9 protein-coding genes are annotated in these 15,816 nt (G+C 37.4%); 4 read left to right on the forward strand and 5 right to left on the reverse strand.

Annotated elements, in window-relative coordinates; all coding sequences use genetic code 11:
- Nucleotides 1-917: 917 nt before the first annotated feature.
- A complete protein-coding gene (locus tag AC6ER9_RS09225; protein ID WP_497074410.1) occupies nucleotides 918-2,546 on the reverse strand; it encodes an alpha-D-glucose phosphate-specific phosphoglucomutase in 1,629 nt (542 codons plus the stop codon).
- 225 nt (nucleotides 2,547-2,771) lie between these two features.
- On the opposite strand from AC6ER9_RS09225, the gene AC6ER9_RS09230 reads away from it, so the two are divergent.
- Nucleotides 2,772-3,296: a peroxiredoxin gene (locus tag AC6ER9_RS09230; protein ID WP_497074411.1), complete on the forward strand. Its 525-nt coding sequence runs from the start codon at nucleotides 2,772-2,774 to the stop codon at nucleotides 3,294-3,296.
- 972 nt (nucleotides 3,297-4,268) lie between these two features.
- Here AC6ER9_RS09230 and hisS read toward each other — a convergent pair.
- From hisS to pyrF, 3 genes are all read right to left on the reverse strand, one after another.
- Nucleotides 4,269-5,756 carry a histidine--tRNA ligase gene (hisS, locus tag AC6ER9_RS09235; RefSeq protein WP_497074412.1) on the reverse strand — a complete coding sequence of 496 codons (1,488 nt, stop codon included), beginning with the start codon at nucleotides 5,754-5,756 and terminating at the stop codon, nucleotides 4,269-4,271.
- 1,028 nt (nucleotides 5,757-6,784) lie between these two features.
- A complete protein-coding gene (locus tag AC6ER9_RS09240) occupies nucleotides 6,785-7,144 on the reverse strand; it encodes a helix-turn-helix domain-containing protein (RefSeq protein ID WP_497074413.1) in 360 nt (119 codons plus the stop codon).
- A gap of 615 nt (nucleotides 7,145-7,759) precedes the next feature.
- Nucleotides 7,760-8,605 carry an orotidine-5'-phosphate decarboxylase gene (pyrF, locus tag AC6ER9_RS09245; protein WP_497074414.1) on the reverse strand — a complete coding sequence of 282 codons (846 nt, stop codon included), beginning with the start codon at nucleotides 8,603-8,605 and terminating at the stop codon, nucleotides 7,760-7,762.
- A gap of 506 nt (nucleotides 8,606-9,111) precedes the next feature.
- Between pyrF and AC6ER9_RS09250 the strand changes: the two genes are divergently transcribed.
- Nucleotides 9,112-10,188 carry a DUF3792 domain-containing protein gene (locus AC6ER9_RS09250; RefSeq protein WP_497074415.1) on the forward strand — a complete coding sequence of 359 codons (1,077 nt, stop codon included), beginning with the start codon at nucleotides 9,112-9,114 and terminating at the stop codon, nucleotides 10,186-10,188.
- On the opposite strand, the gene AC6ER9_RS09255 is transcribed toward AC6ER9_RS09250, so the two are convergent.
- Nucleotides 10,185-10,379 (reverse strand): hypothetical protein, encoded by a 195-nt coding sequence (locus tag AC6ER9_RS09255; RefSeq protein WP_497074416.1) that lies wholly within the window; start codon nucleotides 10,377-10,379, stop codon nucleotides 10,185-10,187. The genes AC6ER9_RS09250 and AC6ER9_RS09255 overlap by 4 nt on opposite strands.
- Nucleotides 10,380-10,573: 194 nt before the next feature.
- Here AC6ER9_RS09255 and AC6ER9_RS09260 point away from each other — a divergent pair, with 194 nt between their 5' ends.
- Together AC6ER9_RS09260 and AC6ER9_RS09265 are read left to right on the forward strand one after the other, a co-directional pair.
- Entirely contained in the window at nucleotides 10,574-11,461 is an 888-nt protein-coding gene (locus AC6ER9_RS09260) for an abortive infection family protein (protein ID WP_497074417.1), read from the forward strand.
- A gap of 407 nt (nucleotides 11,462-11,868) precedes the next feature.
- The gene (locus AC6ER9_RS09265; protein ID WP_497074418.1) at nucleotides 11,869-13,233 is read left to right on the forward strand and encodes an MFS transporter; all 1,365 of its coding nucleotides are present in this window, start codon (nucleotides 11,869-11,871) and stop codon (nucleotides 13,231-13,233) included.
- Nucleotides 13,234-15,816 lie beyond the last annotated feature (2,583 nt).

The following is a 15,816-nucleotide window of genomic DNA, read 5'->3' on the forward strand; positions in this document are numbered from 1 at the left end:
AAGTGAAGTAATGGATAAAACATATAACAAAAGAAACATCTTATCAACGCTTTCAAATGTAAGAATCAACATGGAAAACAGACCTAACTGTATGATGATATCACTTTGTTCCCTCATATAAGTAACAATGATAGTGCTCAATGGATTAACCCTTATCCCCTTGATGAACAACATGCATAAGATGAGAGATTTAAGAGAAACTTTTCTTAAGACAAACGTATGAAAGCCAAAAAAATACAAGAGAAAACATTGTACAAAAGATTGATTTATAATAATAATCTTCGTTATTGAATTTGAATCTTGAATATCGTACAGTTCTCTTTTTCCGAGTTGTTTTTATGTTAAAGCAATCCAAAACATGTCGCTTCCACATCACAAGCGAAGCTAATTTTTGGATAAAAATTGTACAAATAAAAATGACTTTTCATAAATCGCCTCAAGTAGCAAGATCTGTCAGCAACATTGGGAGCCGCTTCAAGTGCATGATGATGCTACATTACGTTTTTATAAACGTAAAAATGGTCAGGCTCAATGGATTAACCATTATCCCTTTCATAAAACAGCGAGCACAAGATAGGAGTCTTAAGAGAAGCTTCTTTAAAACCAGCATATAAAATTATAGCAATAATAATGTGTTATCTGACATACAGAACGGTCCTTCTATTAAATAGGTATTTCTATCAAATCATCAGATATCATTGGGCATAAATTTTCCAATGATGCTGATTATGATGACTTCAGTATTTGGTTTTACAAAGCCAACAGTTTTAAAAATCCAATCGAGATGTAAAAGTGGAAAAAACAAAGCACACGCAGCAACTAAAGCCCCTCTTATGGCTCATGGTTCATAAAATCACCTCCCCTAAAATCATACTCCCTAAAATCATGATATCTGTACAAGAAATATTCCAATAATCTTATGTGACAATATCAGGGCGATCTCGTCCCAATTTTTGTTGTATATTCAACAGTTTTAGAGCCACCTGTTGCAAAGGTTGAAGAACTTCTTGCGGATTTAAATTGTGTTTGCGCGGATCAGCTTCATATTGTTCAAAATAAAGCCGTAAGGTCGCGCCAAGCGTCCCTGTTCCCGATAAACGCACCACCAACCGCGCACCATTTTCGAAAAAAATACGAATACCCTGCCGCGTGCTCACACTTTGATCAACAGGATCATGATACATAAAATCATCTGCTTTTTGAACTAACAATCCAGCAATTTCAGTTCCAGCTTGTGGTAAGTTCTCCCGCAAGTGCTCTAGGAGTGCCAAAGCTTTGTCTTCATCAACTTCTTCATAATCATGACGCAGTGCATAAAAGCGCCCATAGCTGTGCCAATGCTCTTGAACAATTTGTGCAACTGTTTTTCCTGTTAGTGCTAAAAGATTTAACCAAAATAAGACAGCCCATAAGCCATCTTTTTCGCGGATATGATGAGAACCAGTTCCAAAGCTTTCTTCACCACAAAAGGTTATTTTTCCCGCATCCAACAGCGTTCCAAAAAACTTCCATCCCGTTGGTGTTTCAAAAAAGTTTAATCCACATTTTTCAGCCACCAGATCAGCCGCACGCCCTGTCGGCATAGAGCGTGCAACCCCCACAACACCTTTTTGGTATCCTTTAATAAGATGAGCATGCTCAACCATAATCGCTAAAGAATCCGAAGGCGAAACAAATTGCCCACGTCCAATAATGAGATTACGATCGCCATCACCATCAGATGCGGCGCCAAGATCTGGTGCTTGCTCTGACATCAATAAATCATAAAGAGGCTTAGCATAAACTAAATTGGGATCTGGATGACCGCCTCCAAAATCTGGTAAAGGAAGACCATTGACCACCGACCCTTCAGAAAACCCTAAGCATTTTTCAAAAATTTCATGAGCATAAGGCCCTGTTACCGCATGCATGGCATCAAACCGTAAAGTCAAACCACCCGCCACGGCTTTAGCAATACAATCAAAATCAAAAATCTCTTGCATCAAAGCAACATAATCAGCGACAGGATCAATAATCTCGATCTGCATAGCTCCCATAAAGGTCATCCCTTGCCGATCTAAGTCCACATCTGGAGCTTCAAAAATTTTATAAAAAGAAAGACGTTGTGATGTTGCAAAAATAGCTTCACATAAAGCATTAGGTGCTGGTCCACCATTGGAAATATTGTATTTGATCCCACAATCTCCATCTACCCCCCCAGGGTTATGGCTTGCAGAAAGAATAATGCCACCATGCGCATGGTATTTACGAATAAGATGCGAAACAGCAGGGGTAGAAAGAATCCCCCCCTTTCCTACTTTAATGCGAGAAACACCATGCGCTGCGGCCATCTTCAAGACAATCTGAAGCAGAGTCCGATTAAAAGTGCGCCCATCTCCCCCCAGAATCAACATTTTTCCTTCAAGAGGTCCAACATTATTAAAAAGCGACTGGATAAAGTTTTCCGCATAATGAGGTTGTTGAAAAACAGATACCTTTTTGCGCAAACCAGATGTTCCTGGTTTTTGCCCCTTAAAAGCTGTGGTTAAAACTGTCTTTATGGTCATAGTAATACCTTCATATTCTTTCTTTTAAGTTTAAGATGAAGAGTATTCAAAGTCGACCATTAATTCCACTTGACGCACGTATGAAATATTTGCACACTTGTTGGGATTAAGAATTTTTAAAGAAGCCCTTTGATTTAAAAGGCCCCTTTCCATACGCTTTTAAAGATGAAGGCTATTTTAAAACACAATTTTCGTAAATTTCGTAAAAAATACAGGAGCATCCCTATGATAAAAAAAACAGTTCCCAATGTCACATTTCATACACGTGTCCGCGATGAAGCAGTGGGGGGCGATAATCCTTATCGGTGGCAAGAAGTGAAAAGCGATGCTTACTTTAAAGGAAAACGTGTTATCCTTTTTTCTCTTCCTGGCGCTTTTACCCCTACGTGCTCAACCTTTCAGCTGCCTGACTTTGAAAAACTCTATGATGAATTTAAACAAGCCGGTATTGATGAAATTTATTGCCTTTCCGTCAATGATGCTTTTGTCATGAATGCTTGGGGAAAAGCACAAAATATCAAAAATGTAAAATTAATTCCCGATGGCTCTGGTGAATTCACACGCAAAATGGGTATGCTGGTTGCAAAAGACAATGTTGGTTTTGGCATGCGATCATGGCGCTATGCGGCTGTTATTAATGATGGTGTGGTTGAACAATGGTTCGAAGAAGCAGGTTTTTCAGACAATTGCGCAACAGATCCTTATGAAGTTTCTTCACCACAAAATATTTTAAAAGCTTTGAAAAACTAATTCCAACGCAAAATCATCTATTTAAATTTTACGACACAAATTTCCCTTGCTAGAGAAATTTGTGTCGTTTGTGTTTTTTTAAATCTATTTGTAACAATATTTCGATTGATAATAATCATTTAAACGTTATTCATATTACAGAAGAGTCTCGAATATCGAAAGTTTCTCTGATTTCAAAACTGTTTATCTTGAATCAATCAAACCCATTTGCTTACAGATCAAAAGCAGGGGAACCATGAGAGCTACGATTCGTACAACAACAGTGCCTTTAACAATGCCTTTTCATGAAATCGTCGAGAAGTGCCAAGGAGTAGTCCACAACATTTGAGAACTGGAAAAGTCATGTGATAGTGCCGTCTTCCTCCTTTAAAAGCGTAAAGATGGAAGCTCAATGACTTTTATATTGTTTCATGGGGGCTTTATCGTTATAGCATTTATGGACGTAGCCTCATGAAATAGACGTGCTGTGCGCTTTGAGCAATGTCGCTTTAAAACAAGCTCGTGAATATGTAACATAGCTATCTTCATGTTCCATTTGGGGCGTTTTATTTTACATGAAAATTACCCCCATGAAAGATACGCAATAAATAAAAGGCAATGCATCATCTTCATTATTTAAAAGAGATTGCTCTAGATGCTTTTGAAAGCCATAAAGTCAAACGAAAGAATGACGGTAAAGAGGAACATTGTTTTTTTACCTTTACGTCTTCTCCCCCGATGAGGCAGTCCACCGATTTTAGAGATGACACAAACTAAAGAAACCCACTACTCCCGCTTCCATCTGGCATACAAAAGCTGAAAACAGCTCACAGAGCTCTTAATTTGTTTTAATCTTTGTCTCAAACATGCGTGCTGCCTTGGGATTGGCTGTTGATTGACAAACAGGAACAAAAGCACAAGCTCTTTTAGGAAAATAACGCGATAAAGTCCAAAACTTAAACCTGCAATATTACAGCCTATTGCTTAAACCCCTTACCGCCTTTGAAAGGCCAAAATATCTTTTACTGTTTGCACCAATTGCTCTTCATCAACCATCACTTGTGCAGGACGGCTTTCACGCCATGTTTGATTATCCTTAATTTCCTGAGACAAACGTGCCCCTTCAATCAAATCTTTAATCTGTATTTTTCCATTCTCACGTTCTTGTGACCCTTGAATGACCACACAAGGAGCTTTGCGTCGATCAGCATATTTCATCTGCGCTTTCATTCCCGCAGCTCCCACATAAAGTTCCGCACAAATTCCCACATTTCGCAATTGCATTACCATTTTTTGATAGCGTGCAACAGCTTCTGGCTCTTTATCCATCATCAGCACCACAACAGGTCCAAGCGTATTTTTCACGGGCAATTTTTCAAGGTTTTGCAAAGCAGCAATCAACCGTGAAACCCCTATGGAAAAACCTGTTGCCGGAATATTTTCCCCGCGAAAACGCGCGACCAATCCATCATAACGCCCCCCACCCCCAACAGAACCAAAGACCACTTTTTGTCCATCATCATTGAAAACATCAAAAAGCAATGTCGCTTCAAAAACAGGTCCCGTATAATATTCCAATCCACGCACCACCGAAGGATCAATTTGAATGCGATTGCAATACCCATTAGCCGCAAAAATTGTTTGCATTTCCTCAAGCTCGCGAACCCCTTCAAGCCCTTGCGCACTCTGACCAACGATTTTTCTCAAAGCATCAAGTGTTTCTTCTGCCGTTTTTGCATCAATGGTCAGTAAGGAAAGAATATATTCAATCTCTTTATCTTTCAGCTCAGCGCCTTTTGTAAAATCACCACTTTCATCTAAACGTCCCTTGCCTAAAAGCAAACGCACCCCTTCAGGACCAAATTTATCCAATTTATCCATGGCTCGAAGAACAGTTAAGCGCTTTTCAAGCTGTTCTGTTTCCCCTAAACCAATCAACTGCAAAACACTTTCCAGAATTTTTCGGTTATTCAAACGAATGACATAATCATGGCGTGCAATACCTAATTTTTCCAAACTATCGGCTGCCATCATGCAAATTTCAGCATCTGCCGCAACAGTTGGTGTTCCAACAATATCCGCATCAAATTGCATAAATTGCCTAAACCGCCCTGGTCCAGGCTTTTCATTACGAAAAACAAACCCCAGCCGATAGCTACGATAGGGTTTTGGTAAGGTTTCAAAATTTTCAGCAAAATAACGGGCAAGAGGAGCCGTCAGATCATAACGCAAAGACATCCATTGTTCATCATCATCTTGGAGCGAAAAAACCCCTGCATTGGGACGATCTGAATCAGGTAAGAATTTTCCCAACACATCCGTATATTCAAAAATGGGTGTTTCAAGTGCTTCAAAACCGTAAAGTTCATAAACTTCACGAATTTGCGCAATCATGGTGTCAGTAGCATACAATTGCCCACTTGTACGATCCACAAAACCACGAGGTAAACGGGCTTTGGTTTTTTCTTGTTTTAATGACATTTTATTCTCTAGCAACAATATGTGTTTACGGATAACCATTATCCCATAGAAACAAACGCTGCAATGACTTTATCGCTCTTAAAGCTTTTAACAACATGTTAGAGGCTTTTATTTGACAAAAGCAATCCGCCTTAAAGCAATCTAAAAAAATTACCCTGCTTAAGGTCATGCCCTCCCACAAAACAAAACACCCACAATAAAGAACATCATTATATTGCCAGTTTCCCCCCCCTTGTTTAAAAATAGCTCTCTATGCTCTCACATTTATTTCATAAATAACCTTATGAATTGTATCATGATGTTCGCATAATGTCCTCTGAGCATAAGATAAAATCTTCATGAAAAGAATAAAGGTCCATGATACATCCCTCTCTCTGACACCCCAAATAAAAGCTGCAAGCCGCTCATACGCTTATAACATCCCTCAATGTTGTAAAAACTCTTGGCACGTAAAAGAGGATATCAAAAGGATTGTTATTTTTATCTTTAAGTATTTTCTCCCCCCCCCCAAGCCCTCCTTATTACGGACAGAGAAATGATCTTGATTGACCATAAAAAGCTTTAAAATGAGAAAAATCTTATACTATGAAAGGGGACTCTCACAAAACCAGCAAAACAATCAACGATGATCCTATTGTATCGAAAAACAAGAGCATTTGAAATGTCGTGATATGAAGTCAACTGCTAAGACCTGCTAAAAAAACAGACTGTTAATAATCTCCAAACTGTTTATAATTCATTGCCTATAGATTGGTGGAACTTTCAGAATTCCTATCCTTTAGCCGTTAAAAAGTCTAAGCGAAACAAGTGCATTATCGCTATAAGACTTCTCTAGACAATTTTATGAACATTTATAAAGAGGCATAACCCATATATTCATATGAAATCAGTTAAATGGAATAGGTTAGAAAAAAACACCAAATTGTTTACAAATGATTTCTTTAAAGTCAGCATAGATTAAAAATCTTCGTCTTTGAAAATAAGCGTAAAAGAGAAAGAATGGTGCTCCATCAATTCTTTAAAACATTTTAATTCTGATCAGAAATCAACTTTAAAATGGCTTTCTGCTTAGCAGATGGTAGAACTCTGAAACTTTTTAAAAGCAAATATTCCTCTTTGCTTGATGCAATTTCATCATGATGGTATGGAGCATTTTCTTTTGTGATGATACCCGTATAAAAAAAGGCAACAGGAACATTTAAAATATCGGAAATTTCCTTTAAGCGTCCTGCACTCACACGGTTTAAGCCGTTTTCGTACTTTTGAATTTGTTGGAAACTTACCCTCAAATGGTGTCCTAATGTTTTTTGAGACATTCCCAGCACTTTTCGCCTCAAGCGAATTTTTTTGCCGACAAAAAGATCAATATTAAGGTTCTGAGTTCGCACTTTAAGCCCCCTCCGGCTGCGAGTGCCCTCGCATTAGTATTCCGGGAGCTTGAAAACACTGAATCCGAGTCAGCATTTTGCTTTTAGTGCTGTGAAGCACCTGGACATAGCAAAATCTCCCGGAATTCTGGGACACCCACAACAGTGGGGTTATTTTCACGCTCGGATTTAGGGTTTTCAAGACCCACTTGGTCGTTGCGTATGCGACCAAAAACATCTTTTAATGTGTAAAATAATTTCAGGATTTTTGCAAAAAAAATAGTTTTTCAGGAGATTGCAAGATTTATTTTTCATGAGAAGTTACCGGCTTCTCAAATTCTTGTATACGCACGCATCAAAGTCGTACCACCATCCCCCCGCATTTCACAAAAGGATCTCACCCTTATTTCTCAAACCCGCCCCCTAGACAGCATTCTTAACCAATAAACAGCTTTTATTTTATCTCTCATGCAAGTTCCAGCAGGCAAGTTCCAGATGGATGATTACTCTGCTATCCCATTAAAACATTGTTATTAAGAGGATAGAGGACTTCATACGCAATGAGTAAAGTGGAACATTTTTATAAGGAAGATTGATCAGGAAGAGCCTTTCTCCCTTAGAGAAAGAGCCAAAAATTTAAGAGAGAAGCGTATTTTTAGATTGCTCAGCAAAATGATGAATGACATTTTTTAAATCAGCACTCTTTCGACCTACCTCTGTAATCGACCTTGAAATTGAAGGAATAATATTCGGCCATAGCCTTTGAGGAAACTGCTGAGTTAATTGTGTTATTGTTCCCCCTTGAGCCCCAATGCCTGGAACAAGAAACAAGCTATTTTCTAACTGTTCAATTGTCTCTTTTGCGTCACGACCTAATGTTGCACCAATCACTGCTCCGATAGGTCCAATATGGCGATATTGACTTGAAGATTGGCGATTATAGTCATAAATACGCTGTGCCAAATGAACGGAAACCGTTTGATCCCCAATGCGGGCATTTCGAATGTGCCTTCCTTCTGGATTCGACGATTGAACAACCATAAAAACCGCTGTTTCTGTTTCTTCTGCAATCTTTATCAAAGGAATGAGAGCCTCAAACCCTAAAAAAGGATTAACTGTCATAGCATCGGCTTTGAAAGGACTATTGGCACCAAGCCAAGCGCTACCGTAAGCTTCAGCCGTAGAGCCGATATCTCCTCTTTTGGTATCAGCCAAAACCAACAAACCTTGTTTTTGTGCATTTTCAATGAGTTCTTGCAAAACTTGAAGCCCCTCCACACCATACAATTCAAAAAACGCAACCTGCGGCTTTATTATCCCGACCCTCCCCACAACCGCTGTTAAGAGGATATCACAAAAATCTTTTAACCCCTTATAATCTGGACTCAAATTCCATGATTGCAAAACTTTATGACTCGGATCAAAACCAACACAAAGGGGTCCATATTTTTCACTATTTTTAAAAAAAGCTGAACAAAACATTTGATATCCTAACACGGTCTCTCTTTAAACTTTTTGATACAATCAAAAAGAACAGCATTTGTCAAAAGAATACCATCCTAACAACTCCAAGAAAGCACTCGCATGGATTGCTCTCATAGACCAAGTTTACTCTTCACTTATGAAAGGTATTTCCATTCATAAGACTTATCGCATGTTTATCAATCAAGATGTTGTTATGAGAGAAAAATTCAAACTTTATGACAAAATACGAACAAAAAAACACTTCATAGGATTCCGTTTAATGACCTCAAAGTCCTCCACCTTATCTCTTTCACACCCCCTTTATCTCTGATCAAAAAAAATCTCGATAAATAAGTTTTAAAAGAAAGTTAAAAAAAACGCTCCACCATAAGACTCTCAATCTTAAACTTTAGATCTTTTCTATTCACCTTGATCGCGACTCATTTATCCATGATGGGGTATAAACTTTGGAACATAATTGGCAAAAAGACATTGTATCTCCAGCATATTCAAGGAGATAAAACATGGAAACCCGCATTCCTGAAAACACAGCTTTCGATACGAATTTTTTCAGTGAAACATCTCGAGAAACGAAATATTCATTCTTTTATACCCCTATTTCATGGTCTGCCATTTTTGCTGGACTGGTGACAGCTCTTGCTGTTTCAATCTGCCTCTCTTTTCTCATTGCAGCTTTAGGTTTTAGCCAAATGGACTTTACCTCGTCCTCTCCTTTTAGAGGTTCTTTCCTCTCGATGGGTATTGGCTCTCTCATCGTTATGGTGATAAGCCTTGCTTTAGGAGGCTTTGTGGCGGGGCGTTTTGCTGAAATCTCTGGTGCTGTTCACGGCTTTCTCACTTGGGCTCTTGTAACATTACTGATGACGCTCCAAGCCATCCATGTAGTTTCCAGCACAGCAAACTTAAGCGCTAAAGCGGTTGGAAAAAATACTTCTATGATAGAACAAACTCTCGACAGCCTCCCCTCCCTCTTTTCAAAATTAAACAGCGAGGATTTTGCAAAGTTTTTTGCAATAAAAAATGATAATGGGATTAATTTTGACCAACTTGACAATGAATTACGCTCTCTTCTCAAGAAAAGCGATATTCCGGCTCTCAATCCTGAGCGTTTGAAACAAACCTATCAGGCAGCACTCAACGATATTAGTTCTGCGATAACCGCTTTCAAAAATGATCCTTCGCATTATCGCACCACTTTGAAAAATCTAGGAGATAGCCTTTCTGATCACCTAAAAACACTAACAGAAAAATTGAATCAAAGCGATATTATCAAAGCCCTGATGAACAATGGCATGAGCCGTGCAGATGCACAAAAAGCAACCACCAGCGCTGTTCAACTTTATCAAAGTGCAGAGGAAAAAACAGAACAAGCCCTCAAAACTCTAGAACAACAAGCCGATCGTTTATCTCAAAAGCTTGATGCTCGAGAAAAAGATGCTCTTCACATGGCTGATAAAGTCACGAACACAGCATCACACATGGGATGGTGGGGCTTTTTAGGCAGTCTGATAGGCGCCATAATTTCCAGTGTGTGTGGTTATTATGGCTACAGAAGCCGTAAGGATGTTTTAAAAGTTTAACAAACTTGTACCTCTAAAGCAAAACAAGCGTCAAAAAAAAGCTGCACCATCTGTGCAGCTTTTTTTATGCTCTTTGCATCTAAAACAACGAAAACAGCATCAGATATAGAATGGTAGAGCTTTTTAAGAAACCTAATAGACCCCTTCATTTCAAGCATTATGTGCCTTAGCAATTCTTCATTTTCAATCACAAATTATCCTCCCCCTTTATAAGACACACCGTAAAAAAAATAATCTTTTTAAAACATGATAGAGTATTTTTTATGCAAAATTCTTATATGCAACACAATATGATGTATGCAACCTTTTACCAAAGATCACACAATAAAGATCATATTCTCAAAACCACTCCACACGGCACTTTTAAATACTATAAAGGCATACAATGGACTTATCATTCCCGCAAAAAATATCTCAGAAAAGCAAAATTCCTCCTGCAATCATTGGACTACTCCCTCAAATATTTTCAGACCATTATACGAAGAAAGAGTTAAACCACTTATTTTTTAAATTCCCTGCTCCTGATAAAACAGAAGAAGATAGCAAAGCCTTTAAAACTAAGAAACGGCTCCAAGCCATCAATGGAGAATGCGATGAACCGCTTGAGATCCTTGGTAACCTACTTGGTGATTTTATGGACAACGAGTCTCATAAGTCCAACAGTTTCTCATTTGATAAGAGGTCAGAAGATCAAGGTAAGATTTTAGAAACATTAAAAAAAGATGGATTACAATACCACCGAGGAGGATATATTACAAAAGCAGGCTTTCTCTCTATAGAAGAATTGCAAAAAGAAGTTGCAAAGAACGGGCTATTAGCCGTAGACACTGAAATAAAGAGAGCATTAGAACAAATAGAAAAAGATCCAAAGGGTTCAGTTGTACGTGCAGCAAATCTATTGGAGGCATCTTGTAAAGTTTATCTCGACCACCACTCTATCTCATATAAAGAAACAACCAGCACGCTGCCCGCTTTATGGGACAAAGTGGTTGAAAAAGCTAAGATTCATCCCAAAAATATGGAGAAAAAACACTTAAACGATCTGGATCCAAATGACTTAAAAATGATTGCATCTGGTCTCTACCAAGTTGTCCAAGGGACCATGAATCTAAGAAACAAAAAAGGTGCATCCCATGGTCGCTCGGAAGCAAACTTTCGAAATATCAACCTCAAACCCCGTCATGCGCGCTTAGTTGTTAATGCCGCTTCTGCCCTTGCAATGTATATCTTAGAGTTACATCAAAAAACATCATCAAAAAAATACTCTCAATAAACGAAAAGATTGATCTTAACCCTTTCCTTTCATAAATTTCTTACCAGAAAGCAAACATTGAGGAAAAACCAATCCAAATCTTATAAAAACGGCAAACCTTTTGACCTTTGGAGCAGAGCCTTACACTTTTGTGAAGGTTCTGTTTTGCTCTCATACCAAAAGAATTGACAGTCAATAAACTCCTCAGTAAACTCACCAAGATCCACTTAAACAAGAATTTTATTTGGGGATAAAAAAGAATTCTACATGGGGAGAATATCAAGGGACAAGCATTGGAAGAAAACCATCAGCACTCCTAATCACATTTGTCCCGATTACAGCCTTTACAAACAAAGGGTTATTCTTAAAACCTGTGATTTGTGGGACAGAGCCAATATTGTAAAGACTATCAAGCAGGGGGCATCAGAATGCAAAAAAGAGATTCCTATAGCAAATCAGAAAAGTCTGTTATCTATACCGTCATCATCTCCAGCATATTACCCTTGCTAGACGGTAGTATTGTGAATGTCATCCTCCCTGATCTTAGCAATTATTTTTCAACGCAAGAAAATAATATACAATGGGTTGTAACCTCCTATTTCCTCGCCACTGTGCCAGGACTTTTGATAGCCGCTTTTCTGCAGGGGAGAATAGGCGTTAAAAAGACTTGGCTGCTTGCAAACGGCATTTTTATGCTTGGATCACTGGGGGTTGGATTAAGCTATGATTTTCAAAGCATTATCTCAGCCCGTATCGTTCAAGGGTTTGGAACAGGTCTTTTATTACCCTTAAGCCAAACCATTGTTGCCTTACAATTTGGACAAGACCGCGTTCGCCAAGCCATGGGGACAATCGCCGTACCAACGGTTTTCGCTCCGGCCTTTGGACCGCTTGTTGGTGCTTCCATTGCTCAATATGTCTCTTGGCGATTGTTATTTTTTATCAATATTCCGCTCATTTTATTAGCCATCGCCATTGGAATAAAACATTTAAAAACCAATGAAACAGTAAAAACAAAATTTAACGTACTAGCATTTTTAGCCTTTTCTCTATCCCTTATTTCATTTTTTTATCTCACAGAAGCCGGAAACATCCATAACAACAACACGCTCTCTCTCATAGCCCTAATAGCGATCATCTCTCTCATATTCTTCATTGTTTCTAATCAAAAAGCAAAAAACAAATTAATTGTCTTTAGTGGATTTACCAATGTACGCTACACATTGCTCATGATCATGGGGCTGATTGCCTCCTTTCTTTTTTATAGTTTTCTTGTTTATTACCCCCTCGCAATCGCCTTAGAAAAGCCCCATGAAACAAGCCTTCTCATCATTGGTGCCCTCCTTGCTCTACAAGGGGTTGGCGCATGGATTGGTCGAAAATTTATTTACCAGAAATGGAAAGAAAAATCTCCCTTTTTTATGATAGGAATTGGGCTTTTGATCTCAAGCTTTGGCTTATTATGCTTTGGCTATACAATCAGCATCGATGGATTGGGTTTCCTACTAAGAGGTATAGGGCTTGGTATTACCACCATTGTATGCCTATCCGCCCCCATTCAATATGTCGATCGTTTATACGTTAAAGATACAGCGGTTATCACACGCATATTACAGCAAATAGGTGGCGCTTTAGGTGGTGTGTTTGCTGGCTATTTTCTCCATATGCTGACAAAAGAAGTTCTTTCCCTTAACCAAACATATCTCATATTTTTCCTCTTCTCTATTGTTGCATTTTTACTGTTTGTCCTCACACTCGCCCTATCGCATAAGGAAAAGAACGCAAATTTATGAAATATTTTGTGAAACACTACAGCATTTGCAACTGTTGGAAAAAACAATGCGACTAATTCTCATATCTCAGGCAAAATATAAAAAATTCTATAGTCACAAGTCATTTTAAAAAATATTTTTGTAAACCTTTTATGCTTATTATACAGAAATAAAAAAATCGTATCATTACTTTTAATACAAGTAACCGACATAAGGAATTCCACATGGAATGACCAAAATAGTCTTTTACAAATTGCAATATTAGAACAAAAATTTCACATGTTAATTTATATAAAAATAAAATAGGAAATGCATTTTAATAAATGTAAAAGTAAATTATTTTATAAAAGAAAGTGCAAAAAAACACAAAGCACCCAGTACAACCTTAAAAGGCAATAAAAATACATGAGCAATATGGAAAAGCTAGATGGAAAAAGTATAGATATCGTAGAATAAAATATTGAACAGTTGAAACAACTGCTCCCTGAAGTATTTTCAGAGGGAAAAATTAAATTTGACTAGCTGCAAAAGATTTAAAAAAACTACCTAACTAAGAATAAAGACCATTATAATTTCACTAGTCGATGCCTTATTGTTTTTTCACCTTTCAATTTTGTATTTCCCATAGATAGAGAGTTTTTGGTTATTTTGTTCCACTTTTTATCATACATAATTTGATAAAGGCATTTTTGTTTCATTCTTCATTTCAGATTTTTCAATTTTTCCTTTACGTATTTTTTCTTATTTTTCTCACAAAATAGAGGCTTTTGCAAATCTACAAATGATTGTTTAGAAAGGTATGATGCTCGCCATATGATCTAGGAGTCCTTCTGGATGATACATGTAGCGCCATCATTGTGAATTTTGTGTTTTTATTTTATTGTGTTTTTTAATGTATTTTTACGTAAGAAGCCTATTTGGCTAATTTTCTGTTTGTCAGTGTTATTTTTACGCAGGCTTAGGTTTTACGAGGTTTATTCTGCTCGTCCTCGATGATTTGTTTTAGAGAGGCCTCTTACCTTAGAGGGAGTACAATTGGATAAGGTAGCATCCTCATTGTTTTTTTCGCGCGATGAGCTTGTATTTGTCCCATGGCACCTATATTTTCCCTAATTGATTTTTTCTGTTTGAGTTTATTGGGAGGGTGTTAGAGTTTTGATTTGTATGGTCTCTTTTTTCAGCGTTCAGATCTGTTTTTTATCCTGAAGATGCACCATACCTTGAGCACACCACAGGTGATGTTATTCATATTGTCTATGATCAATCATGTGATTGTGGCTATCATGGCCATACCTTACACCTTAAAGGAAGAACACCAACTTTTTATAATATTATGGGAACTTCAATTTCTGTACCTGATTTTACACATACCTTAAATCTTCTAGGCAGTAATATTTCGGCTGCAGATTTCAGCGCATTATAGTCAATCAACGTGAGAGCGGTGTTGGCGTTTTATTGTTTATTGATTCACGTCACAGTCTTTAAAAAAATGCTCTTTTATCATCGCTCTCATCTTCTTATCTGATAAAAGATATTATTAATAAATCACAATTTTTCCATGTTTGTTTTATGAGTAAAGCTCAATTTATTCAATCTTCAAGCTCTGCAAAAATAAAATCGTTTGTTCAAACGTCTCAATACCCTATCGTATCTAATGGTGATTTAGTGGAAATTAAATAATCTAAGATTACAACTTCATAAATAAGTTCTTGATTATGACTGGAATCTCACACGCTTTTTCTTTGCTCCTAACACAGCAAGTCCTTATCGTAAAAGTATTTTGAATAGAATGAAGAAACAGTTTTTAAAATACTTTTCACAAAAGTGTTTTTAAGATTTTTGTGCTAAGGATATGAATATGTGCTTTTGCACGTAGATATTCAGTTAAACTCAAACGAAAGATAGTAAGAGAGAAGATCTGAGTTTTAGCCAATAGCCTTATTTTTTTTACAGATAGAGAGCTTCAAATAGAGAATATCGTTGCGCATTTTTTTTGTTGTGGTGAGAGAAATCAGCTCTACCAATGATAGTTTAGCAGGTTATGATGCTGCGCGTATGAGCAAGGATTACTTCTGATTTTTGGAAGTACGTTGCATCCTTTTAAATTTATCGTTTTTTTAGGTGGAGGATCGAGTTATGGATTATGAGGATTTATCTATTTATTGATTTTTGGCACAATTTTATTTTGCAGAGATATGTGTAAGCGTTTTTAATGATGTTTTTTTGAGAATGGTTGCTTGTGTTTTTTAATATGTTTTTACGTTGTCTCCCTTCTCGGCTAAGTTATTTTTACGCAGATTTATGTTTTACGATGTTTATTCGGCTCGTTCTGCATGATTTGTTTTAGAGAGGCATTTTGCCTTAGATGGAATAGGATTGGATAAGGTAGCATCTCATTGTTTTTTTTACGTAATGAGCTTGGATTTGTCCCATGTTTCCAGTATTCATCCTGATTGATTTTTTTCTGTTTTCAGTTTATTGGGATCTTTTTAGAGCTTTGATTTGTATGAGCTCTTTTTTTCAGCATTCAGATGTTGGGCATAGAATTTTTTAGAGTAAATGCAGAATATATTGGGCGTTTTTAATATTGGTTTAATTTATCTT

The sequence above is a fragment of the Bartonella sp. SL317 genome, from assembly GCF_059687655.1.